We start from the raw sequence: 22,352 nt of genomic DNA, 5'->3' as shown, positions 1-22,352 counted from the left end.
AGGTGGACCGTGGCAATTTCGGCACGCATGCTGTGGAGGCTGGCGAAGCAGTCGGTCACTGCGTGGATCGACGACCGCGCGTCGAGCATGGGCGCGGCGATCGCCTTTTACACGGTGTTCTCGCTCGCCCCGCTGCTGCTGATCTCGATCGCGATCGCCGGCCTGGTGTTCGGTGAAGAGGCCGCGCGCAACGCGATCGTCGAGCAGCTCGGCGGCATGGTCGGAGAAACCGGTGCGCAGGGGATCCAAACCGTGCTGGAGGCGGCCAACGACCCTGAAGGCGGGACGATCGCCGCCGTCGTCAGCACGGTGACGCTCCTCATTGGCGCGACGACCGTGTTTGCCGAACTGCAGACCGACCTGGACATCGTGTGGAAAGTGCCACCGGACAAGCAGAAAACAGGCATCAGCGGTCTCGTGCGCGCGCGCCTGCTGTCGTTGGGCATCGTGCTCGGCGTCGGCTTCCTGCTGATCGTGTCGCTGATCCTCAACACCGCGCTCGCAGCGCTGGGAGAGTGGTGGGGCGGCTGGTTCGGCAACTGGGAGCTGACGCTGCAGGCAGTGAATTTCCTCGTGTCGTTCGCCGTCATCACCGGGCTCTTCGCGATGATCTTCAAGATCCTGCCGAGCGTCAGAATCGCCTGGGACGACGTCTGGATCGGGGCTGCGGTCACGTCGCTGCTGTTTTCGATCGGCAAATTCCTCATCGGCCTCTACATCGGTAAAAGCGCGCTCGCGTCCGGCTTCGGCGCGGCCGGCACTTTCATCGTCGTCATCGTGTGGGTGTATTACTCGAGCCTCGTGTTCCTGCTCGGCGCCGAATTCACTCATGTCTATGCGCACGGAGCAGGCTCGAAGGTCGGCGAAACTGCGCCTCCCGCGCCACGCTAGTCGTTCGGATTCGAACGCAGCACGTCGATATCCGCGCGGTTGCGCTCGTCGGTGTAGGGCTCGGCGGCGGGCGGCGGGCTGCCGGCGAAGCATTGCACCAGGACGTTCGAGAGCGGGCGGTCGCGGAACAGGATTTCAACGGCGCACGGGCCATATACCGACTGGATCGTCGCGAGCAGGTTGCGGGCGTAAGGCGTCGCGAGACGCGAATCGAGGATCAGGTTCGCGAACATCACGCCTTGCGGCGCCAGCACGCGCTGCGTCCCCTGCCAGAATTCGCGCGTGACCAGATGGGCGGGAATGCTCGTGAGCGCGCTGTAGGCGTCGACGACGACCGCGTCGAAGCGCTCGTCGGTGTCGGTGACGAAACGTCGCGCGTCGGCGGCGACGAAACGCCCGCGGCTGCCGGCACCGAGGAATTCCCGCTCCGCCAGTTCGCGTATCGCCGGGTCGATATCGACGTAGAGGTAGTCGTTGAGCGGTTCACGGTGCGAGAGCGTGAAGCCGCCGGCGCCGAGCACGAGGATGCTGCGGTTGCGAAAACCCATTTCTTCGAGCATCACCGTGCGCAGCCGCTCGATGTAACGCGTGTAGCGCGGCGGCTCGCTGTCGTCGATGATCGAAGCGACCTGGTTGTTGATCCAGAACACCCGCGGGTCGATCATGCCGGACACCGCCACCGGGCCAACTTTGTAAGTCGCGTAGGCAGTCTCGATCTGCTGCGGCAGCAGCACATTGCCGCCGAACGCCGCGACGGCGACCAGCGCGATGATCGGCAGGTCGGCCGCCACCGTCCGTTCCCGCGAATCCTGCAGCCATGGCACGAGAAAGAGGAGCAGCGCCGCGCAGACGAGGATCGCCGCGGCGACGCCAAGCCACTGCATGACCAGCAGCGACAGCGACAGCGAACCGAGGAAAGACCCGAGGGTCGACCAGTACAGCGCTGCGCCGCTGCGCGCGCCGACGCGATCGTCACGCAGCAGGTTGGTCAGCACCGGCACCGTCTGGCCGAGCAGCCACGCGATCGGGCACAGCACGCCGGCGACGAAGATCAGGTACGCGAGCGGCGCGGGAGTGACGTGGGCGAACAACGCGTCGATGACCGGTCCGGCCAGTCCGACTGCGATCAATGCGGCGGCGAGCAGAAAGTTGCGCCGCACGCGGCCGAGGAAATCGCGCTCGACGCGTCCGCCCGCCTGGTAGCCGAGCGCGAGCGCGAGCAGGAAGAAACCGATCGTCGGCGCCGTCACGGTGATCGCGCTGCCGAGATGCGGCACCAAGCGGCGCAACGCGATGATCTCCGCGCCGAGCGACGAAAAGCCCTCGACAAAAACCGTGGCGAACAGGACGGCGGTGCGAACGGGACGGTCGGGGCGGGTCATCGGCGCGGGCGCATCATGGGCGAAGTTTGCGGAATCGGGTCGCGCCGCTCGCTCGCGCGAGCGCCTGCCGCGATACAGTACGCTCCGTGCGTGACCTGCTGCATCCTCTCATTTTCATCGTCCTCGTCGCTGCGATCGGGCTCGCCGCGCACATCGCCGTGCGCCGCAGCCGGAAACGGTTCGACGACTCCCGCAAGGATTGAACCCGGATCGGCGCATGCGTAGGGAGAGCCCTTCGCAGGCGCGTCCGTGCAGCGCTTCGGAACGCGAGCCTCTCCGGCGCACTCTATCCCGGATGCGGAGAACGCGTGCGACCGCGCACCGCCCGCCGGACAGGAGCACATGATGGAAAACTACCTGCACAGAGTATTGGGTGTCTACGAGACGCGCGCGGCGGCCGAAGCGGCGCTGGACCGCCTCGTTCAGCGCGGCCTGCCGCGGGACAAGGCGAGGCTGCTGGAACCGGGCCGCAGCCGCGAGAACGAGGAAGCCACGGCTGACAGCGACGACGTGCTGAAGGAAGTGCTGCGCGACGGCGCGATCGGCACCGCGGTCGGGACGCTCGCTGGCGCTGCGGGAACCGTTGCGCTGGCGGCGGCGAACATCAGCCTGTTCGTCGCCAGCCCGGTGCTCGGCGCGCTGTCGATGCTCGGCTGGGGAGCGAGCCTCGGCGCGATCGTCGGCGCGGCGGCCGGCGCGGAGAACAGCAAGGGCGACGTCGCCGATCTCGTCAAGGATGCGCTCGCAAGCGGCCACGTGGTCCTCGTCGCGCACACCGCGACCGAGGAGCAGACGACCTACGCGCGGCAGATCATCGGCGATTCGATGGCCGCCGAACCCGGAGGGGCCGCGGCAACGACGTGAGGGAACCCTCGGCGCGTGCCGCGGAGAGCTAATCGATCGGCTCGATATGGGTCGTCAGGCGCGTCCCGGTCTGGGTCCTGACCGCCTCCTCGGCCGCGTCGGCAAGCGCGTGAGCGTGGGCGACGGTCCAGTCTCCCGGCACGCGCAGATCGACATGCGCGAACTGCATCGCACCGGCGACGCGCGTCTTCAGGTTGACGAAGCGTCCACCCCCGTTGCAGCAGGACTGCAGCACTGCCTCGATGCGCCGGATTTCGGTGTCGTCGAGCGCACGGTCCATCAGGCCGTCGACCGAGCGGTGCATCAGGCCCCAGCCTTCGCGCAGGATGTTCACCGCGACGCCGGCTGCGACGAGCGGATCGAGCCAGTTCCAGCCGCTGAGGCTCGCCAAGCCGACGCCGGCGACGACGCCCGCGGTCGTCCACACATCGGTCATCAGATGGCGGGCGTCCGCTTCGAGCGCGAGCGAACGGTGCGCCCGCCCGACTTGGAACAGGATGCGTGCAACGACCAGGTTGACGAGGCTCGCGCCGACCGACAGCACCGTGCCGAGACCGAGCGCGCCGAGCGGCTGCGGATGGATCAGGCGTTCGACGGCCGTCGCGAGGATCACCAGCGCGGCGACGAAGATCAGCATGCCTTCGAAAGCGGCCGAGAAATACTCCGCCTTGCCGTGGCCGTACGGGTGCTCGGGGTCGGCCGGAGCGTGCGCCAACGACACCATCAGCAGCGCGAACGACGCACCGGCGAGATTGACGAGGGACTCCAGCGCATCGGAGAGGAATCCGACCGAGCCGGTCAGCCACCACGCCCCCGCCTTCATGCCGATCGTTGTCAGCGCGGCGAGGATCGACAGCAGCAGGGCCTGGTGCGGAGTGAGGGTGCGCATGATGACAACGGGAACGGGACGGCGGACATGGTAAACCACGCCGGCCGTTCGCCGCAGGCGCGCCGCACGGGAAAGGCCCGGACGACGGGCGGCGGCTGCCCGGCGCCGCGACGTCAGCGCCTGAAACGTTCTTCGGCGATCGCGTCGGCGACTTCGCCGGTCGGCCGCTCTTCGGCGCGCGCCCGGGCGAAGATCTCCCGCAGGCTGTCGTGGATGCCCTCGATGTGCCGCCTGAGCGCCGCGGGATCGAAGTTGCCGATGCGTTCGTAATACACGTCGATGATGCCGCCGGCGTTGACGACGTAGTCCGGCGCGTACAGGATGCCGCGGTTCATCAGCGCCGTGCCGTGCCGCGGTTCGGCAAGCTGGTTGTTCGCGGCGCCGGCGACGATTTTCGCCTTCAGCTCGGGGATCGTCCGGTCGTTCAGGATGGCGCCGAGCGCGCACGGAGCGAACACGTCGACGTCGAGGCCGAAAATTTCCTCCGGCGCGACGACGATCGCACCGAGCTCCTTTCCCGCAGCGCGCGGCGGCTCGCGGCAGAGGTCGGTGACCCACAGCTCGGCGCCCGCCGCCTTCAGCCGGCGCGCCAGATCGAGGCCGACATGGCCGAGCCCCTGCACCGCGACGCGCAGGCCGTCGAGCGAATCGCGCCCGAGCCGCTCCTTCACCGCCGCGCGGATGCCGACGAGCGTGCCGTATGCCGTCGACGGCGACGGGTCGCCGCTCCGGGTGCCGTGCTCGGCCGGCTTGTCGCGGACCCCGCAGACATGCGGCGTGAATTGCGACATGAGCTGCATGTCGGCGACGCCGGTGCCCGAGTCCTCCGCCGCGACGTAGCGTCCGCCGAGCCGGTCGATCGCACGCGCGAGCGCTTCGAGCAACGCAGGCGTCTTGTCGGTGCGCGGGTTACCCATGACGACCGACTTGCCGCCGCCGAGCTCGAGGTTCGCCATCGCCGACTTGTAAGTCATGCCGCGCGACAGCCGCAGCACGTCGCGAGTCGCCTCGTCCTCGTTCGCGTACGGCCACATCCGGCAACCGCCGAGCGCCGGACCGAGATTCGAATTGTGGATCGCGATGATCGCCTTCAGGCCGCTCCTGTCGTCGCTGCAGAACACGACCTGTTCGTGGTCGGCGAAATCGGGAGTGGAAAACACGCTCATGCTGGTCTCCTTCGCGGGTGTCGAGGATGCGGCACTTCCTTCCGCCGTCGCTTGTGGCGATGGCGGAAGGAAGTGCCGCGGAGTGCTGATCGGTCCGCGGTTGGACCGGGAAAAACGCTCCCCGTGCGACCGTTCGGAGCGCGGGGTCAGCTCTCAGGCGGGGATCACGGCGATCGTCCTGCGCGCCTTGCCCGGCTCCGCTGCCGTCGTGCTCGCCGCGCTCGGGCATGCATTGTTCACGCTGTCGCCCGGCATGGGCGTGATGATTGCGTACGGGTCTTATCTCGCCCGGGACATCAACCTGATCCGCGCCGCAGGCACCGTCGCAATCGCGAACACGACGCTCGACCGGGGGATGTCGACTTCCGGGATCTTGAGCAGGAAGCTGAGCGTGAACGACGAGAACGCTTCAAGGTGCTGGGCGGCCGCGCAGCCGGCAACCGACGCTCGACTCGTCGCCCTATGAACCGTGCTCAGCGGACTTTCAGCAACTCCACTTCGAACACCAGCGTTGCGTTCGGCGGGATCACGCCACCAGCGCCGCGCGCGCCGTAGCCGAGTTCGGGCGGAATCGTCAGCTTGCGCCGGCCGCCTTCCTGCATGCCCTGCACGCCTTCGTCCCAGCCGCGGATGACGTGGCCGGCGCCGAGCGGAAATTCGAACGGATCGTTGCGATCCTTGCTCGAATCGAACTTGCGGCCGTCGGTGAGCCAGCCGGTGTAATGCACCGACACGCTCTTGCCTTTCTCGGCCGTCGCGCCGCTGCCGACCTCCATGTCTTCGATGATGAGGCCGCTCGCGGTCGTGGTCTGGGACATCGGTACTCTCCTGATTGAGGCGAAAATCCGGATTCTACCCTCCACGCTTGCGCCGGCTGGCGAAGTTCTCGCGGAATTTCGCGATCTTCGGCGCGACGACGTACTGGCAATACGACTGGTCCGAGTTGCGTGCGTAATAATCGCGGTGCACATCCTCCGCCGGCCAGAACGTGCCGGCACGCTCGACTTTGGTCACGATCGCCGACGGGTACACACGCATCTCGCCCATTTCCTCGATTAGCGCGAGCGCCTCGTGCAACTGCTCGTCGGTCGTCGCGAAGATCGCGGAGCGGTATTGCGTGCCGACGTCGTTGCCCTGCCGGTTGAGGCTCGTCGGGTCGTGGATAACGAAAAATATCTCCAGCAGATCGCGGTAGCCGATCACTTCGGGATCGAACACGATACGCACGGCTTCGGCGTGGCCCGTTCCACCTTCGCAGACCTGGCGATAAGACGGAGAATCGACGCGCCCGCCGGTATAGCCGGACGTCACCGCCTCCACGCCTTCCACATCCTTGAACACGGCCTCCAGGCACCAGAAACAGCCACCGGCCAGAATGGCGGTTTCACGTGCCGCGGGCATTTCCTGTTCCGTCATACGGATCACCTCCTTGGGAATCGTTGCTGATAGGACAGCGCTGCCGCACGTCCATTCCCGGTTATTTGAAGGAGATTGTGTAATAGACGTCCGCCGAGTTGTCGCTGCCGCCGCGCGCGACGAGGGACACCTGCCGGGTCAGCTGGTAGGTCAGCTTGACGAGGCTCTCGGCGCCGCCGAGGCTCTGCTCGAACGACAGGAACAGGTCCGACGACAGGCGCTTGCCGAGCGACAGCACCTGTCCGCTGACGGTGCCTTCCCCGGTCACGACCGAACCTTCGCCGACGACGCGGCTCGTCGCGCCGCGCGTGACGCTGCTGAGTTCCCCCTGCCCGATCGAGAACTGGTCGAAGCCGAGGCTGCGCGACAGCTGTTCGGTCATGCCCCCGCCGGGCCCGCCGAACAGCGCCTGCGCGGCCGGCAGCAGCAGGCCGAGGTCCGCTCCGCCGCCGGCCGTCGGCGGCCGGCCGAGGACGAGCCACGACAGTTTCTCCGGGTCGGGTACGTTCGGCTCGGACACCAGCCGCACCTGCGGCCGCCTTGCGCTGCCGACGATCGCGACTCCGGCTTCGACCGCGAGCCCCTTGCGCAACGCGACGATGTTCAGGCCCGGGTTGTTCAGCGGTCCCTGGAAATTGATCCGGCCGCGCTCGATCACGAGGCTCTGGCCATAGCCCTGATAGGTGCCGCCGACCGTCGCGATCGTGCCGACCGCGCTCAGCGGCTCGCCGTCGCGCACGCGTAGCCGCAGTTCGCCCGCGAGCCGCGTATCGACGCCGAGCGCGGACAGGTACAGGTTCTCGCCGAGCGCGACCAGCACGTCGGCAGAGAGCTTGAAGCCACCTTTGCCGGACGGCGTTTCGCGCCCGAGGATCACGACATCCTCGGAGAGGCTCGGCGGCGGCGAGTCGGCCAGCTCGATGTATCCCGCGTCGGCACGAAACTCCGCTTCCAGGTCGAGGCTGGTCCACGTGCTCTGCGCGGTACCGCCGCCGGACAGGATCAGCCAGCGGTCGGGGCGCTGCAGGATCGGCAGGCGGTCGGCCTGGTAGATGAAACTCCCCGTGCCGCTGTCGAGCGCGATTTCGCCCGACGCGGTGAGGCGGCCCGGCTCGCGCGTGAAGCGTGCCACCGGGACGCGCCCGTCGGCGGGCCGGACGCGATTCGGCGACACGAACTCGAGCCGGACGAGACGCAGCCGGTCGCGATCGAACTCCGCGCGGACTTCGCCTCCCGTCAACTGCAGCCCTTGGTCGACGAGGGCGACCGACAGCCCGCGTCCGTCGATGCTGCCGCTCGCGCGCGGGTCGGACGGCGTGCCGGCAAGCGCGAAATCGGCCGCGAGGCTGCCGCCGGTGACGATGTTTTCCTGCATCAAGCGCCCGAGCCACGCGATCGACGGCATCTCCAGCCGCGCCGAGCCGAGCAGCGCCGCGTCGGGCGCGAGTCGCCAGCCTGCCCCCGGGTCGCGTTCGGCCAGCGCGGTCGCGGAACCGACCAGTTCACCGAGCTCGGACCCTCGCGCGTCGAGCGACAGCGCCAGCCGGTTGTCGCGCGCGGTCAACCGGGCTTCGAGATGTTCGAGACCGAGCCGCGCCGGGAGCTCGCCGCTGACGCTCAGGTCGCCCGACTCGCGGAACACGCGCGCCGTCCCGTTCGCGCTCTGCCCGAGTTGCAGGTCCCATTCGGCGCCGAGCACCAGCGCCCCGCGCTCGCGCCCGACGCGCCCCTCGCGGCGTCCGTCGGGCCGGCTCGCGAGGCGCAGCGCGAGACCGGTCAGCGAACCGCGTGCGGCGATGAGCTGCGGCGTCCATTGCGTCTCGTCGAGCCGGATACGGCCGCGCTCGCCGGCGTCGAACGCAGCCGTCCCGAGCGCGATGCGTTCGGCCCCGATGTAGAGCTCCGCCGGCGAGGTCAGCCGTGCGACGAACCGCCCGCCGGTCTCGAGCGTCACGGCCCGCCCCTGCCACGCGAAGCGGGGGCGCAGATCGCCGGATGGGGCGGAGTCGGGCTTGGCCGCACCCCCCGCCGCGCCTGTGGTGTCCGCCGAACCGCCAGCATCGGGCTTCCTCACGACGCCGCCTTCGAGGCGCATGCGCAGCGTGTCGTCCTCGAGGCCGCTCGCCGTGAAGTCGATGACGTGGTCCGTACCTTTCCCGCTGACGCCGAGCTTCGCGCGGTCGAGGAGGTTCTCGCCCTCGCCGCGGCCCAATCCAGTGACGTCGAGCGCGAGCTCGAGCGGCCCGTCGATGCCGTCGGCAAACCGGCCCTGCGCGTCCAGTCCCGCGACGCGCAGCCCGCCGGGCAGGCGCAGCGCCGTTGCCGACAGGTCGAGCGTCGCGCCGGGGCGTTCGAGCGTGCCGCTCAAAGTCCCTTCGATCCGGGCACGGCCACCGAATTCATCACCGAGTGCGGCGAGCGCCGGAGCATCGACGTCGATCTCCAGCGCATCTCCGCGGCCGCCCCACGCGCCTTTCACCTGCACCCGGTTGCCGGCAAGAGTCATGTCGATATCGCTGTCGGCGAGCCGCTCGCCGTCGACGACGACGTGGCCGCTTCCGCTCAGCGGCCGGCCTTCGAGCCGGCTCGGCTGCAGTTGCCAGCGGGCGTCGAAACGCCGCCGCTCACCCAGTTCACCCCGCAGTTCGAAGCTCATGTTCAGGTCTCCGGCAGGCGCGCGGCTGAGCAGCGCGTGCGGATCGAACGCCGCGAGCTGGCCGGTTGCGACGAGCGTTTGCGCGGCGTCGTCCGCCCCCGCCGCCGTCAGTTCGCCCTCGGCACGAATCCGCGCAGCGCCGACGCGCAGGTCGAGCCGCGCCGTCTGCCGCGACGCGTCGCCTGCCGCTTCGATGCTGCCGGTGACCTTACTTTTCGGCAGTCGCGCGTCGAGCCGGGCGGGATCGATGCCGGCGAGCTGCAGCATCGCAGTCACGTGCCCGAATGCGGTGCCGGCATCCGGCGACCAGTGGACGTTTCCGGCGACGGTGCCGGCGCCGGGCAGCTCGACGAGCAGCGAATCGGCACTCGTTTCGGTCGGCGTCCAGCGCAGTTGCGCCGCGATGCGCTCGACCGGCAGCGCGTTGCGGTCGATCGTGCCGGGCGCCCGGTTTTCGATCGTGAGCGGCCCGGAGAGCACCCACGCTTCGCCGGGAGCGGACGTAAGGTCGGCTTCGATGCGCAGCGCGGCCTTGGGCGCGTCCGCTTGGAACGCGGACGGGTCGAGGTCGCCGAGCGCGGCGCGCAGGCGGCGCAGCGGCACCGGGTCGAACGGCGCGGCGACGATGTCGGCGCTGCCGGACAGGCCTGCGCCTTCGCCTTCGACGAGCAGGTGCGGAGCGACCAGATCGCCGTCGGCGCGGAGCTTCAACGTGTAGGCATGGCCCGCGCGCTCGCCCCGCAGCTTGCCGCTTGCCGACAGCGCGAACGGCGCCGCGCCGCCGTCGATTTCACCGGACAGGCTCGCCTGACCGAACGGCAGCGTCGCAGAGAGGGCTTCGACGCGATGGTGCCGCCCGTCGCTCGCGAGCGTGGCCGCGAGCGACGAGAGTTCGAACTTCACTGCCTCGGCCGGCGCCGCATCGCCACCTTCCGCCGGCCAGTCGAGCCCCGCGATGCGCCCGACCTGCAGCGCTCGCAACGACAGCGAGAACGGCAGTTCGAGCGTGGCTGGAGGACCTTGGGGGGGAGCGGGCGCGTCAGCGGGGCGGCGCGCGAGCGTGATTTCGTCGATCGCGACAGACGTGATGTCGAGATGGCGGTCGAACAGCGCTGCCGCGTTCCACTGCAGCGCGAGGTTATCGATCCGCAGCCGCAGGTCCGGCGTGGCGACGCGCAGCGCGTCGATCCGCAGCGGCCCGGCGAGACGGCCGGATGCGTTCTCGACGTCGATCTGCCCGCCGCTCAGGCGTTCAACAGCGTCGGCGGCAAAGCGCAGGCCGGATTCCGTACGCACCAGCCACGTCGCAAACAGCGCCGCCGCGACGACGAGCAGCAGCACGAGCAGCAGCAGTCCGCCCGTGATGCGGAAAAACCGGCGCCGCACCGAAGTCTCGACTGCGGGCGCCATCGTCGGTCCGGCTCAGCCGAACAGCGAGCGCAATCCCTCGCCCGGGTCCGGCACGCGCATGAACGCTTCGCCGACGAGGAAAGCATTGACCGCATTCGTGCGCATCAGCGTGACGTCCGCGGGCGTGAGGATGCCCGACTCGGTGACGACGATCCGCCCGGCCGGGACGCGCCCGAGCAGATCGAGCGTCGTCTGCAGGCTGACGTCGAAGGTGCGCAGGTTGCGGTTGTTGATGCCGACGAGCGGCGTCGAGAGCTGCAGCGCGACGTCGAGCTCGGCCGCGTCGTGCGCCTCCACGAGCACCGCCATGCCGAGGCTCCCGGCCACCGCTTCCATGTCGCGCATCGCCGCGAGGTCGAGCGCGGCGACGATCAGCAGCACCGCATCCGCGCCCATCGCGCGCGCCTCGTACACCTGCCACGGGTCGACGAGAAAATCCTTGCGCAGCACCGGCAGGCTGCAGGCCCCGCGCGCCGCCTGCAGATACGCCGGCGCCCCCTGGAAAAACTGCCGGTCGGTCAGCACCGACAGGCAGGCGGCGCCGCCGCGCTCGTACTGCAGCGCGATCTCGGCGGGGCGGAAATCCTCGCGGATCACCCCTTTCGACGGGCTCGCCTTCTTGATCTCGGCGATCACCGCAGCGTCTCCGGCAGCGATCTTAGCGCAGATCGCGCCGACGAAATCGCGCGGCGCAGCGAGCGCTTCGGCGTCGGCGCGGACTTGCGCGAGAGGGCGCGCCGCACTGCCGGCGGCGACTTCGTCGCGCTTGACCGAGAGGATTTTGTCGAGGATGTTGCTCATCGTTGCGCTCACGCGAACTTGCGGTTGAAGGCGATGAACTCGTCGAGTTTCGCACGCGCTGCGCCGCTCGCGATCAGCTCGCGGGCGCGCCGGATGCCGAGGTCGATCGAATCGACGAGGTTCGCGGTGTAGAGCGCGACGCCGGCGTTGAGGATGACGATCTCGCGCGCTGGACCGGCCTGGTTGTCGAGCACGCCGAGCAGCACCGCCTTCGATTCGTCGGCGGTTTCGACCCGCAGGTTGCGGCTGCCGACCATCTGCAGGTCGAAGTCCTCCGGGTGGATCTGGTATTCGCGGATCTCGCCGTCCTTGAGCTCGCCGACCATCGTCGCGGCGCCGAGGCTCACTTCGTCCATGCCGTCGAGCCCATGGACTACGAGCACGTGATCCGCGCCGAGGCGCTGCATCACGCGCGCCTGGATGCCGACGAGGTCGGGATGGAACACCCCCATCAGCGTGTTCGGCGCGCCGGCCGGGTTGGTGAGCGGCCCGAGAATGTTGAAGATCGTGCGCACGCCCATCTCGCGGCGCACCGGTGCGACGTTCTTCATCGCGCTGTGGTGGGCCGGCGCGTACATGAAGCCGATGCCGGTCGCCTCGATCGATTCGGCCACCTGCTCCGGCGTCAGCCCGAGCTTCACGTCGAGCGCCTCGAGCACGTCGGCAGCGCCGCTTTTCGACGACACGCTGCGCCCGCCGTGCTTCGCGACGCGCGCGCCACCGGCCGCGGCGACGAAGATCGTCGTCGTCGAGATGTTGAACGTGTTGGCGCCGTCACCCCCGGTGCCGACGACATCGAGGAAGTTCTGGTCCGCGCCCGGCACGCGCACTGGCGTCGACATCTCGCGCATCACCGTCGCCGCCGCCGTGATCTCGCCGATCGTCTCTTTCTTGACGCGCAGGCCGGTGAGGATCGCCGCGGTCATCACCGGCGAGATCTCGCCGGCCATGATCTGGCGCATCAGCGACAGCATTTCGTCATAGAAAATCTCGCGGTGGTCGATCGTGCGCTGCAGCGCTTCCTGGGCGGTGATGGTCATGGTGGGCCTGTAGGAGCAATTCGTAAAAGTGCGGGAGCGTTTCGCGGCATCCCGGCGCCGGTTTCAGTTCTGTTCGAGGAAATTCCGCAGCAGCTGGTGGCCGTGGTCGGAAAGGATCGATTCGGGGTGGAACTGCACCCCTTCGACCGCGAGCGTGCGGTGCCGCACGCCCATGATCTCGCCGTCTTCGGTCCACGCCGTGATCTCGAGACAGTCGGGCAGGCGGTCGCGTTCGATCGCGAGCGAATGATAGCGGGTGCACGTGACCGGATTCGGCAGCCCGCGGAACACGCCCTGCCCTTCGTGGAACACCGGCGACGTCTTGCCGTGCATCGGGCGCTGCGCATGCACGACCCGGCCGCCGAACGCCGCGCCGATGCTCTGGTGCCCGAGGCACACGCCGAGAATCGGCAGCTTGCCGGCGAACTCGCGAATCGCCGCGACCGAGATTCCCGCTTCGGCCGGCGTGCACGGGCCGGGCGAAATCACCAGCTGCGCAGGTTTCATCAGCGCGAGCTGTTCGAGGGTGATTTCGTCGTTGCGATATACCTTGACGTCCGCCCCGAGCTCGCCGAAGTACTGGACGAGGTTGTAGGTGAAGCTGTCGTAGTTGTCGATCATTAGCAGCATAGTTGGCGTATCACATTAAATTAACCGGATCGCGGGCGCGATGCCGTCATTTGATATCCACTCAACTACGCGCTGTTTTCTTCACTGGCACGACAACGGATGGGACGGCACCCGAGCGGAGCATTATCGGCCGCGAACGGCTTTCGCGCAAAGGCACGGGCCCAACGGAGGAAGCGGGCCAGCGTTTCGTGCGCAGGAAAGAAGCTACCTGTCGAATCCGCGGGCTGTGACGGCAACGATGTCGGGCGGTTGGCCGACTGGGGGCAAGTCGGGTGGGGGCGTGTCCGGCTCGGTCTCAGGCCGGGCGGGACCCGGGTCCGGGATTTCCGGCTTCGGCGGAATCGGGCGCGGCTCCTCGGGCACCGGCTGGTCGGGCTTGGGGATCTCCGGCTTTGCCGGGGTCGTATCCGGGATCTCGGGCTTGGGCTGCACCGGATTCGGGATCTCGGGGCCGGGACCGGCATGGAAAGGACTCTTCATCGGAATGTCTCCCTTGCGAATCCGATTCGGAAGCGATCGGACCAGTCCTCACGCAATCGCCGTGCCCCATCGCGCCTCAACCGCCGCCTCGATGTTCCCGCCGCCAGATCGAGCGCCCGTCCCGCCAGACTTCCTTGACTCGGTGTAGCGGTATGCTGCGCGCGCGACCCTCGTCGTCAACGAAGTCGAGCATCGCACGGTTTTCGGAGTCAAACGACAGGTCGCGTAGATCGACGCGGACGATGCGGTCGGCGACGCGGTCGTAATAGCCGAGTTCGAATTGCGCCGCGCCGAAGTCGGCGTCCCAGCGGATCCGGCTCAGGAGTTCGTGCAGCGGTGTCATTGGACGGCCCCTCCTCTTTTTCGCTCCGACCGGTCCGCGCGATGTTGCCTGGCTGCCCGTCGCGACACTTCGCACGGCGCGCAAGAAAGGTGCGATCGGCGCGTCGATCAGCGATGCCAGCCCGACGCGGCTTTCTTTCAGTTCGGGTATCCGTCGGCAGTTGAGATCGAATGAACCTTGAAAGCACGGCCGGTTACAACGTAGTGTGTATCGGCTGAAAATGCGAATTACACGCGCAAGGAGTCGGTAACGTGGGCGACATGGAGGGTCTGGTCGGGTGGTGCGCTCTGCTTTCACGGCCCGGTGACGGTCATCCGTTCGTCGTCGACGCCGACGGCCAGCGCACGCTGCAGTTCGACGGCCTCACGATCCAGAGCCAGATGGCGCTCGACGATCCGGACGCGCTCGCGCTCGACTACACCCGCACGATGATGGGTTTCCTGCTGTTCCACCCTGCGCCGCGTCACGTGGCGATGATCGGCCTGGGCGGCGGTTCGCTGCTCAAGTACTGTCTCAAGACGATGCCCGGAACGCGCGTCACCGCCATCGAAATCAACCCGGAGGTGATCGCCCTTCGCGATGCGTTCGGAATCCCGCCGGACGGACCGCGTTTGCAGGTATTGTGTCGCGACGGAGCCGAATACGTGCGCGACCCGGGCGAGGCGCCCGACGTGCTGATCGTCGACGGTTTCGATATCGGAGGAATGCCGGAGCAGCTGTGCTCGGCCGGCTTCTACGATCACTGCTGCGCGATGCTTGCGGAGGGCGGCATGATGGTGGTGAACCTATGGTCGGGCGACCGGCGCTATGGGCTCTATGTGTCGCGCATCCGCGACAGCTTCGACGGCCGGATGGTCGCCGTGCGCGCCGACGAGGATTCGAACCGTATCGTGTTCGCGAGCAAGAGCCCGCATTTTCCGCCGGGCCGAGCTCAACTGCTCGACCGCGCCCGGGCGCTCGCCCTCGACCATCCGTTCGGCCTGGTTCCGCTGGCACAGCGGATCCAGCACCGGCTCGAGCGCCGCCGCGAGGATCGCGACGACCCGTGGGCGTCCGGCCAGCGCCGGCGCTGAAAGCCCCGCGCCCGTGCTGCTTCTCGACTGGATCCTGATCGTCATCGCCGGCTGGCTCGCGCTCGGGCTCGCCGGAATCGCGGCGTTGCGCAACACCGCTTTCGTTGCCCGCACGCTGTTCCCGGCGGGCGCCGCGCTCGGGCTCGCGCTGGCCGGATTCGCGCTCGCGGCGATGTTCGACACGCCGCAGACCGCGATCCTCGCGCTCGGCCTGCCGGATCTGCCGTTCCACCTGCGGCTCGACGGCCTGTCGGCATTCTTCCTGTTTGTGATCGGCGCGACCGGCGTCGGCATCTCGGTCTTCGCCGCCGGCTATTTCCGTCAAGGCGAAGGAACGCCGCCGGGCCTGCTGTGCCTCGAATACCATCTCTTCCTCGCCAGCATGGCGATGGTCGTGCTCGCCGACGACGCCTATGCGTTCATGGTGATGTGGGAGACGATGGCGCTGTCGTCGTTCTTCCTCGTCACGACAAACCACCGCGTGCCGGCGATCCGCGCGGCCGGCTTCCTGTACCTGCTCATCGCGCACGTCGGCGCGATCGCGATCCTGCTGTGCTTCGGCGTGCTGCAGGCGAACACCGGCGACTACACCTTCGCCAACATGCGCGCACAGTCGCTGCCGCCGCTGTGGGCGTCGGTCGCGTTCCTGCTCGCGACGCTCGGCTTCGGCGCGAAGGCCGGCATCCTGCCGCTGCACGTGTGGCTGCCCGAAGCGCATCCGGCTGCGCCGTCGCCGGTGTCGGCACTGATGAGCGGCGTGATGCTGAAGACCGCAATCTACGGGCTGCTGCGCGTCGGCTTCGATCTCCTCGGTGCGCAGCAGTGGTGGTGGGGCGTGGCTCTGCTCGCGGTGGGGCTGGCGACGGCGCTGTATGGCGTCGTGTTCAGCGCGGTGCAGACCGACATGAAACGCCTGCTCGCGTATTCGTCGATCGAGAACATCGGGCTGCTCTTCGTCGGCCTCGGCCTGGGCGTGCTGTTCAATGCGTACGGGATGACCGCGCTGTCCGCGCTGGCACTGACCGCGGCGCTGTACCACGTCATCGGCCACGCGTTCTTCAAGAGCCTGCTGTTCCTCGCGACCGGCTCGGTGCTGCACTCGACCGGCGAGCGCAGTCTCGGCAAGCTCGGCGGGCTGATGCGGCGCATGCCGTGGGTCGCGTGGTTGTCGCTCGTCGGCGTGCTCGCGAGCTCGGGGCTGCCGCCGTTTTCCGGTTTCGTCTCCGAATGGCTGCTGCTGCAGAGCTTCCTGTTCACGACCGACCTGCCGGACTCCTTCCTCAACATGCTGGTGCCGGTGCTCGCCGCGGGCATCGCGCTGATCGCGGCGCTCGCCGGCTACACGATGGTGAAGTTCTTCGGCGTGATCTTTCTCGGCCAGCCGCGCGAACCGAAGCTCGCCGAAGCCCACCCGGCATCGCCGCTCGAACGCGCCGGGCTCGTGTGGCTCAGCGCCGGCTGCGTGCTGCTCGGCCTGTTCCCGGTGCCGGTCATCGGCATCATCGACCGCGTCACGCAGCTCCTCGTCGGCGGCGGTATCGGCGCCACGGTGCGGGCGAACGGCTGGCTGCTGCTTGCGCCGAGCTCGCTCGAGCGCGCGAGCTACAACCCGCTGGCATTCCTCGTTGTCGTCGGCCTCGCGGTCCTGCTCGCGGCCGTGCTGGTGCGCCGGTTCTACCACGGCCGGCTGCGCCGCGCGCCGGCATGGGACTGCGGCTATCCGGCGCAGACCGCACGCATGCAGGACACTGCCGAGGGCTTCGGCCAGCCGATCCGCCAGATCTTCGAGCCGGTGTTCCGCATGCGCCGCGAGCTGCCGGCGCCCTTCGACGCGCGGCCGGTGTATCGAGTGACGATCGAGGACCATTTCTGGCACTGGCTGTACCTGCCTCTCGCGCGCCTCACGGAGCGCATCGCGCGCGTGGTCGGGCGGCTGCAGCGGGGGCGCATCGCGATCTACCTGCTGTACAGCTTCGTCACGCTGATCGTGCTGCTGCTGGTGGCGAAATCATGACCTTCACCGGCCTCTTCGCGCAGTTGCTCGCGATCGTCCTCGCGCTGGCGCTCGCGCCGCTGTTGACCGGTTGGGTCAACCAGTGGCGCGCGTGGCTGCAGAACCGGCGCGCGCCGAGCCTGCTGCAGCCGTACCGCGTGCTGCACAAGCTGTTCAACAAGGAATCGGTCGTCGCCGAGACGGCCTCGCCGCTGTTCCGTGTCGCGCCTTACGTGATGTTCGGCAGCATGGCGCTCGCGTGCGGCATCGCCCCGACGCTGTCGACCGACCTGTCGCTCGCCCCGGCCGCCGACGCGATCGCGCTGGTCGGCCTGTTTGCGCTCGCGCGCGTGTTCATCTCGCTCGCGGCGATGGACATCGGCACGTCTTTCGGCACGCTCGGTGCGCGCCGCGAGATGCTGGTCGGCTTCCTCGCCGAGCCGGCGCTGCTGATGGTGCTGTTTTCCGCGTCGCTGATCACGCAATCGACGTCGCTCGCGAAGATCGTCGAGACGCTCGCGCACCAGCCGTTCGCGATCTACCCGAGCCTGGCAGTCGCCGGCGTCGCCTTCACCATGGTGTCGCTCGCGGAGAACGCGCGCGTGCCGGTCGACAACCCGGCGACCCACCTCGAGCTGACGATGATCCACGAGGCGCTGATCCTCGAGTACTCCGGCCGCCATCTCGCGCTCGTCGAATGGGCGGCGTCGCTGAAGCTCTTCGCGTATTCGTGCATCGGCCTCGCGCTGTTCGTACCGTGGGGCATTGCCGAGGCCGGCACGCCGCTGACGATCCTGTTCGCGATTCCGGTGCTCGTCGCGAAGCTCGCGATCGGCGGCGTGCTGCTCGCACTGATCGAGACGATCAACGCGAAGATGCGGCTCTTCCGCGTGCCGGAATTCCTCGCGACCGCATTCCTGCTGGCAGTCATTGCGCTGCTCGTGCATGTGCTGCTCGGAGCGTAAGGACCGATGACCTCGCTGCTCGCCCAGTCGATCAACCTGTTCGCCGTCGTGCTGCTGGTGCTCGCGTTCGCGATGATCGCGCAGCGGCGCATCCTGACGCTGATCCACCTCTTCACGCTGCAGGGCGCGGCGCTGGCGGCGGCGACGCTGATCGTCGGCTTTCTCACCGGCCAGCATCACCTGTACTACTCGGCCGCAATGACCTTCGTATTGAAGGTGATCCTGATCCCGATCCTGCTGCACCGGGTCATCGAACGGCTCAACGTTCGTTGGGACGTCGAGACCCTCTTCAACATCCCGACGACGATGCTGATCGGCATCGTGCTGGTGATCTTCGCGTTCAATCTGGCCGCGCCGATCGCCGGGCTGTCGGCGTCGATCGCGCGCGGCACGCTCGGCATCGCGCTCGCGTGCGTACTGCTGTCGTTCCTGATGATGATCGTGCGCGCGAAAGCGGTGCCCCAGGTCATCGGCTTCCTGTCGATGGAGAACGGCCTGTTCTTCGCGGCGACCGCGGCGACCTCCGGCATGCCGATGATCGTCGAGCTCGGCATCGCGTTCGACGTGCTGGTCGGCATCCTGATCCTCGGCGTGTTCATGTTCCAGATCCGCGAACAGTTCGACAGCCTCGACATCCGCCATCTCGAAAAGCTCAAGGAGGACTGAGATGACAGCCCCCACGCTTGTGGCTATCGCCACCGCGCTGCCCCCCCAGGGGACGCACGCCCCCCTCGGGGCGGCCCAGCGGGGGACGTGATGGACGCCCTCCTCCTCGTCCTCACGATCCCGCTCGCCGGCGGTGCGCTGCTCGCACTGTGGGGCGAACGCGAATGGGCGCCGGAGTTGAACGCCGCCGTCAGTCTGGCCACGCTGGCCGCGGCGGCGTGGCTGACCGTGCAGGTGATCCGCGGCGGGCCGCTGCTCGCATGGAGCGAGTGGTTTTTCGTCGATGCGCTCAACGTGTTCCTCGTGACGCTGACCGCGTTCGTCGGTTTCACGACGTCGCTGTTCTCGCGCCCGTACATGCGCATCGAGCGCGACCACGGCAAGATGACGCCGCAGCGCATGCGGCTCTTCCACAGCATGTACCAGCTCTTCAACGGCATGATGTTGCTCGCGCTGACGACCAACAATCTCGGCATCCTGTGGGTCGCGATGGAAGCCGCGACGCTGACGACGGTGCTGCTGGTGTCGGTGTATCGCACCGCGGCGAGCCTCGAAGCGGCGTGGAAATACTTCATCCTGTGCGGCGTCGGCATCGCCCAGGCACTCTTCGGCACGATCCTGCTGTACCTCGCCGCGGAACGCGCGATCGGCGGTGGCGACGGCGCGCTGCTGTGGACGCATCTTGCCGAATCGAAGCATCTGCTCGACCCGTCGATCCTGTCGCTCGCATTCGTGTTCCTGCTGCTCGGCTACGGCACGAAAGTCGGCCTCGTGCCAGTGCATAACTGGCTCCCCGACGCGCACGCTGAAGGGCCGACGCCGATCTCGGCGGTGCTGTCGGGGCTGCTGCTCAACGTCGCGCTGTACGCGGTGCTGCGCTGCAAGGTGCTCGCCGACGGCGCGCTGGCGAACGGGCTGCCGGGGCGCATGATGATCGGCTTCGGCCTGGTCACGGTCGTCGTCGCGACCTTCTTCCTGTCGCGCCAGCGTGACGTCAAGCGCATGTTCGCGTACTCGTCGATCGAGCACATGGGTTTGATGACGTTCGCGTTCGGCCTCGGCGGCCCGATCGCGAATTTCGCCGGGCTGCTGCACATGACGGTGCATGCGCTGGTGAAATCGGCGATCTTCTTCGCCGTCGGCCATGCCGCGCAGAAAGCCGGTTCGCAGCTGATGGAGGACATCCGCGGCCTGCTGAAAGTCAATCCGACGGTCGGGTGGGGCCTGATGCTCGGCGCGTTGGCGATCCTCGGCATGCCGCCGTTCGGCGTCTTCGCGAGCGAGTTCCTGATTCTCACCACCGCGATGCGCGAGCTGCCGTGGGCGACGCCGTTCCTGCTCGTCGCGCTCGGCGTCGCCTTCGCGGCGATCTTCGGCCACGTCCAGCCGATGGTGTTCGGCGAAACCTCGCTGCGCCCGCTCCCGCATCCGCCCGCGTTGCTGCCGGTGTTCGTCCATCTCGGGCTCGCGCTGATGCTCGGGCTCTACATCCCGCCCTGGCTCGACGGCTGGTACCGCGAGGCCGCGCGCATGATCGGAGGCTGACGTGCAATTTTCCGGACTCGATTGCCGCTTCGAACGACTCGCTGCGCCGCTGCCGATGCACCGCGCCCGCGTCGATGCCACGCAGTGGAGCGCGCTCGCGTTCGCGGTCGCCACAACGAAAGGCCGGCTCGTGAGTCTGTGGGGCAGCGACCGACGCGCGATGGGCGACGGTTTTGCGGTGGCGACCGCCTACGCGACCGCGGAAGGCTTGCTTTGGGTGGAGCTCGGACTCGACGTCATGCGCCCGGCCTACCCGGACATCTCGCGCTTCTTCGTCCCCGCGCTCCGCATGCAGCGCGCTGCGCACGACCTCGTCGGCATCGACGCCGAGGACAGCGTGGACTCCCGCCAGTGGCTGCGCCACGGCGCGTGGCCGGCCGACTACTTCCCGCTGCGCATCGAGAACACCGGCCAGGAGCGCTTCGCTCCGCAGCCCGACAACTACCCCTTCGTCTTTGTCGAAGGCGACGGCGTGCATGAGATTGCGGTCGGGCCGGTGCATGCCGGTACGATCGAGCCGGGGCATTTCCGCTTCTCGGTCGTTGGCGAGAAAGTGCTGCGCCTCGAGGAGCGGTTCGGCTACACGCACAAAGGCATCGAGCGCCGCTTCATGGGCATGGACATCGACGAAGGGGCGCGGCTGGCGGGGCGCGTGTCCGGCGACAGCACGGTGGCGTATGCGTGGGCCTACGCAATGGCGGCCGAGTCGGCTGCTGGCGTGGCGGTGCCGGAGCGTGCCGCGTGGCTGCGCGCGCTGCTGCTCGAGCGCGAGCGCGTCGCGAACCACCTCGGCGACCTCGGTGCGCTCGGCAACGATGCCGCGTTCGGCTTCGCGCTCGCGCAGTTCTCGCGCCTGCGCGAAGACTGGCTGCGCGCGAACTTCGAGGCGTTCGGCCACCGGCTGCTGATGGACTGCATCCGGCCGGGGGGCGTCGCGCGCGACCTCGACGCCGCCGCGGCGGCGCAACTGCGTCGCGACGCAGTTGCGCTCGTCGCCGAAGTTGCCGAACTGAAGGACATCTACGACGAGCATGCCGGTTTGCAGGATCGTTTCGTGACGACCGGCCGGGTCGCTCCGGAACTCGCCGCGCGGTTCGGGCTGACCGGGCTCGCCGGGCGCGCGAGCGGGCAGGTCGCCGACCTGCGCGTGGACTTTCCGTGGCCGCCGTACGACAAGCTCGCAGTGACGGCGTCCACGCAGTTCAACGGCGACGTCGCGGCCCGCGTCGCGGTGCGCTTCGACGAATGTTTCGAGTCGCTGCGGCTGATCGACGCGCTGCTTGCCGCGCTGCCGGATGGCCCGCTCGATGTCCCGATCGCGATTCGCGACGCGGCGTCCGGTGCCGGCTGGATCGAAGGCTGGCGGGGCGAAATATTCGTCGCGCTCGAAACCGATGCGCGCGGGCGCATCGCGCGCTGCCATTGCCACGATCCGTCGTGGCAGAACTGGCCGGTGATCGAGCACGCGATCATCGACAACATCGTCGCCGACTTCCCGCTGATCAACAAATCCTTCAACCTCGGCTATTCCGCGCAGGATCTGTGATGTGGCACATTCTCAAGTACATCGCCCGCCATCGCCGTCCCGGCGCATCGGCCTCCCCGACCCGCTCCCCGACCCTTTCCCCGTCGCGCCACCGGGCCCACCTGATCCACCCCGACATTCTCGCGATCCTCGGCCGCGCGCTGGCGATCCGACACGTCGACGGCGGCTCGTGCAACGGCTGCGAACTCGAGATCCACGCGCTGAACAACCCCTACTACAACATCGAGGGACTCGGCATCAAGTTCGTCGCAAGCCCGCGTCATGCCGACATGCTGCTCGTCACCGGACCGGTGTCGCGTCACATGGAGCTCGCGCTGAAGCGCACCTACGATGCGATCCCGGCGCCGAAGCTCGTCGTCGCGATCGGCGACTGCGGCTGCACCGGCGGCATTTTCGGCGAGAGCTACGCGAGCTGCGGGCGGGTGTCGAACGTCATCCCGGTCGACGTCACCGTTCCCGGCTGTCCCCCTCCTCCGGCTGACATCCTCGCCGGCATTCTCACCGCCCTGCGGGTCCGTCCCTCCCTTGCCCCGGACGAGGGCACAGCGTCCGATTTCACGCCCGGCTTCAACTGAACCTTGCGCTGCCGCGCGCCG

The 22,352-nt window shown here is 68.3% G+C and carries 21 protein-coding genes; 10 read left to right on the top strand and 11 right to left on the bottom strand.

Features of this window, described 5'->3' with window-relative positions:
• Nucleotides 1-9 precede the first annotated feature (9 nt).
• Nucleotides 10-891 carry a YihY/virulence factor BrkB family protein gene (locus GO608_RS06295; RefSeq protein WP_211159412.1) on the top strand — a complete coding sequence of 294 codons (882 nt, stop codon included), beginning with the start codon at nt 10-12 and terminating at the stop codon, nt 889-891.
• Here the strand turns inward: GO608_RS06295 and GO608_RS06290 are convergent.
• The gene (locus tag GO608_RS06290; RefSeq protein ID WP_169198806.1) at nt 888-2,273 is read right to left on the bottom strand and encodes a fused MFS/spermidine synthase; all 1,386 of its coding nucleotides are present in this window, start codon (nt 2,271-2,273) and stop codon (nt 888-890) included. The genes GO608_RS06295 and GO608_RS06290 overlap by 4 nt on opposite strands.
• A gap of 342 nt (nt 2,274-2,615) precedes the next feature.
• On the opposite strand from GO608_RS06290, the gene GO608_RS06285 reads away from it, so the two are divergent.
• Nucleotides 2,616-3,137, top strand: coding sequence for a hypothetical protein (locus GO608_RS06285; RefSeq protein WP_247002904.1), 522 nt, complete (start codon nt 2,616-2,618; stop codon nt 3,135-3,137).
• A gap of 28 nt (nt 3,138-3,165) precedes the next feature.
• On the opposite strand, the gene GO608_RS06280 is transcribed toward GO608_RS06285, so the two are convergent.
• Both GO608_RS06280 and GO608_RS06275 read right to left on the bottom strand, forming a co-directional pair.
• Entirely contained in the window at nt 3,166-4,026 is an 861-nt protein-coding gene (locus GO608_RS06280; RefSeq protein WP_169198804.1) for a cation diffusion facilitator family transporter, read from the bottom strand.
• 113 nt (nt 4,027-4,139) lie between these two features.
• Nucleotides 4,140-5,192, bottom strand: coding sequence for a Glu/Leu/Phe/Val dehydrogenase (locus tag GO608_RS06275; RefSeq protein ID WP_169198803.1), 1,053 nt, complete (start codon nt 5,190-5,192; stop codon nt 4,140-4,142).
• An 82-nt stretch (nt 5,193-5,274) separates the two neighbouring features.
• Here GO608_RS06275 and GO608_RS06270 point away from each other — a divergent pair, with 82 nt between their 5' ends.
• Nucleotides 5,275-5,658: a hypothetical protein gene (locus GO608_RS06270; protein WP_211159411.1), complete on the top strand. Its 384-nt coding sequence runs from the start codon at nt 5,275-5,277 to the stop codon at nt 5,656-5,658.
• A gap of 7 nt (nt 5,659-5,665) precedes the next feature.
• Here GO608_RS06270 and GO608_RS06265 read toward each other — a convergent pair whose 3' ends face one another.
• The 8 genes from GO608_RS06265 to GO608_RS06230 all read right to left on the bottom strand — a co-directional run bounded on the left by GO608_RS06265 (nt 5,666) and on the right by GO608_RS06230 (nt 13,968).
• On the bottom strand, nt 5,666-6,010 hold the full coding sequence (locus tag GO608_RS06265; RefSeq protein WP_053421116.1) for an FKBP-type peptidyl-prolyl cis-trans isomerase: 345 nt from the start codon (nt 6,008-6,010) through the stop codon (nt 5,666-5,668).
• A 34-nt stretch (nt 6,011-6,044) separates the two neighbouring features.
• Nucleotides 6,045-6,608, bottom strand: coding sequence for a peptide-methionine (S)-S-oxide reductase MsrA (gene msrA / locus GO608_RS06260; RefSeq protein ID WP_169198801.1), 564 nt, complete (start codon nt 6,606-6,608; stop codon nt 6,045-6,047).
• 61 nt (nt 6,609-6,669) lie between these two features.
• On the bottom strand, nt 6,670-10,674 hold the full coding sequence (locus GO608_RS06255) for a translocation/assembly module TamB domain-containing protein (protein WP_169198800.1): 4,005 nt from the start codon (nt 10,672-10,674) through the stop codon (nt 6,670-6,672).
• A gap of 12 nt (nt 10,675-10,686) precedes the next feature.
• Nucleotides 10,687-11,475, bottom strand: a complete 789-nt coding sequence (gene trpC / locus GO608_RS06250; protein WP_169198799.1) for an indole-3-glycerol phosphate synthase TrpC — start codon at nt 11,473-11,475, stop codon at nt 10,687-10,689.
• 8 nt (nt 11,476-11,483) lie between these two features.
• Complete coding sequence (gene trpD / locus GO608_RS06245; RefSeq protein ID WP_169198798.1) at nt 11,484-12,515, bottom strand: anthranilate phosphoribosyltransferase; 1,032 nt, start codon at nt 12,513-12,515, stop codon at nt 11,484-11,486.
• A 63-nt stretch (nt 12,516-12,578) separates the two neighbouring features.
• The gene (locus tag GO608_RS06240) at nt 12,579-13,145 is read right to left on the bottom strand and encodes an aminodeoxychorismate/anthranilate synthase component II (RefSeq protein ID WP_169198797.1); all 567 of its coding nucleotides are present in this window, start codon (nt 13,143-13,145) and stop codon (nt 12,579-12,581) included.
• A 204-nt stretch (nt 13,146-13,349) separates the two neighbouring features.
• The gene (locus GO608_RS06235) at nt 13,350-13,625 is read right to left on the bottom strand and encodes a hypothetical protein (protein ID WP_169198796.1); all 276 of its coding nucleotides are present in this window, start codon (nt 13,623-13,625) and stop codon (nt 13,350-13,352) included.
• Nucleotides 13,626-13,701: 76 nt separating this feature from the next.
• Nucleotides 13,702-13,968 carry a DUF504 domain-containing protein gene (locus GO608_RS06230; RefSeq protein WP_169198795.1) on the bottom strand — a complete coding sequence of 89 codons (267 nt, stop codon included), beginning with the start codon at nt 13,966-13,968 and terminating at the stop codon, nt 13,702-13,704.
• Nucleotides 13,969-14,219: 251 nt separating this feature from the next.
• Here GO608_RS06230 and GO608_RS06225 point away from each other — a divergent pair, with 251 nt between their 5' ends.
• From GO608_RS06225 to GO608_RS06195, 7 genes are all read left to right on the top strand, one after another.
• A complete protein-coding gene (locus GO608_RS06225; RefSeq protein ID WP_169198794.1) occupies nt 14,220-15,041 on the top strand; it encodes a spermine/spermidine synthase domain-containing protein in 822 nt (273 codons plus the stop codon).
• A gap of 13 nt (nt 15,042-15,054) precedes the next feature.
• Nucleotides 15,055-17,055 carry a hydrogenase 4 subunit B gene (gene hyfB, locus GO608_RS06220; protein ID WP_169198793.1) on the top strand — a complete coding sequence of 667 codons (2,001 nt, stop codon included), beginning with the start codon at nt 15,055-15,057 and terminating at the stop codon, nt 17,053-17,055.
• A complete protein-coding gene (locus tag GO608_RS06215; protein ID WP_211159410.1) occupies nt 17,052-17,999 on the top strand; it encodes a respiratory chain complex I subunit 1 family protein in 948 nt (315 codons plus the stop codon). Before hyfB ends, GO608_RS06215 begins: the two co-directional genes overlap by 4 nt.
• A gap of 6 nt (nt 18,000-18,005) precedes the next feature.
• Entirely contained in the window at nt 18,006-18,665 is a 660-nt protein-coding gene (locus GO608_RS06210; RefSeq protein WP_011238183.1) for a formate hydrogenlyase, read from the top strand.
• A 90-nt stretch (nt 18,666-18,755) separates the two neighbouring features.
• Nucleotides 18,756-20,210, top strand: coding sequence for a hydrogenase 4 subunit F (locus GO608_RS06205; protein WP_169198792.1), 1,455 nt, complete (start codon nt 18,756-18,758; stop codon nt 20,208-20,210).
• Nucleotide 20,211: 1 nt separating this feature from the next.
• Nucleotides 20,212-21,756: a hydrogenase large subunit gene (locus GO608_RS06200; protein ID WP_169198791.1), complete on the top strand. Its 1,545-nt coding sequence runs from the start codon at nt 20,212-20,214 to the stop codon at nt 21,754-21,756.
• On the top strand, nt 21,756-22,331 hold the full coding sequence (locus GO608_RS06195) for an NADH-quinone oxidoreductase subunit B family protein (protein WP_169198790.1): 576 nt from the start codon (nt 21,756-21,758) through the stop codon (nt 22,329-22,331). Before GO608_RS06200 ends, GO608_RS06195 begins: the two co-directional genes overlap by 1 nt.
• The last annotated feature ends 21 nt before the right edge of the window (nt 22,332-22,352 follow it).

Source organism: Aromatoleum buckelii (assembly GCF_012910785.2).
Classification (GTDB): Bacteria; Pseudomonadota; Gammaproteobacteria; order Burkholderiales; family Rhodocyclaceae; genus Aromatoleum; species Aromatoleum buckelii.
This window is presented reverse-complemented; position numbering and strand designations above follow the sequence as displayed.

What these genes read in the sequence shown, in the direction of transcription:
- GO608_RS06290 (WP_169198806.1), bottom strand. Translation starts at nt 2,273, where the DNA reads ATGACCCGCCCCGACCGTCCCGTTCGCACCGCCGTCCTGTTCGCCACG.
- GO608_RS06285 (WP_247002904.1), top strand. Translation starts at nt 2,616, where the DNA reads ATGATGGAAAACTACCTGCACAGAGTATTGGGTGTCTACGAGACGCGC.
- GO608_RS06280 (WP_169198804.1), bottom strand. Translation starts at nt 4,026, where the DNA reads ATGCGCACCCTCACTCCGCACCAGGCCCTGCTGCTGTCGATCCTCGCC.
- GO608_RS06275 (WP_169198803.1), bottom strand. Translation starts at nt 5,192, where the DNA reads ATGAGCGTGTTTTCCACTCCCGATTTCGCCGACCACGAACAGGTCGTG.
- GO608_RS06265 (WP_053421116.1), bottom strand. Translation starts at nt 6,010, where the DNA reads ATGTCCCAGACCACGACCGCGAGCGGCCTCATCATCGAAGACATGGAG.
- msrA (WP_169198801.1), bottom strand. Translation starts at nt 6,608, where the DNA reads ATGACGGAACAGGAAATGCCCGCGGCACGTGAAACCGCCATTCTGGCC.
- GO608_RS06255 (WP_169198800.1), bottom strand. Translation starts at nt 10,674, where the DNA reads ATGGCGCCCGCAGTCGAGACTTCGGTGCGGCGCCGGTTTTTCCGCATC.
- trpC (WP_169198799.1), bottom strand. Translation starts at nt 11,475, where the DNA reads ATGAGCAACATCCTCGACAAAATCCTCTCGGTCAAGCGCGACGAAGTC.
- trpD (WP_169198798.1), bottom strand. Translation starts at nt 12,515, where the DNA reads ATGACCATCACCGCCCAGGAAGCGCTGCAGCGCACGATCGACCACCGC.
- GO608_RS06240 (WP_169198797.1), bottom strand. Translation starts at nt 13,145, where the DNA reads ATGCTGCTAATGATCGACAACTACGACAGCTTCACCTACAACCTCGTC.
- GO608_RS06235 (WP_169198796.1), bottom strand. Translation starts at nt 13,625, where the DNA reads ATGAAGAGTCCTTTCCATGCCGGTCCCGGCCCCGAGATCCCGAATCCG.
- GO608_RS06230 (WP_169198795.1), bottom strand. Translation starts at nt 13,968, where the DNA reads ATGACACCGCTGCACGAACTCCTGAGCCGGATCCGCTGGGACGCCGAC.
- GO608_RS06215 (WP_211159410.1), top strand. Translation starts at nt 17,052, where the DNA reads ATGACCTTCACCGGCCTCTTCGCGCAGTTGCTCGCGATCGTCCTCGCG.
- GO608_RS06210 (WP_011238183.1), top strand. Translation starts at nt 18,006, where the DNA reads ATGACCTCGCTGCTCGCCCAGTCGATCAACCTGTTCGCCGTCGTGCTG.
- GO608_RS06205 (WP_169198792.1), top strand. Translation starts at nt 18,756, where the DNA reads ATGGACGCCCTCCTCCTCGTCCTCACGATCCCGCTCGCCGGCGGTGCG.
- GO608_RS06195 (WP_169198790.1), top strand. Translation starts at nt 21,756, where the DNA reads ATGTGGCACATTCTCAAGTACATCGCCCGCCATCGCCGTCCCGGCGCA.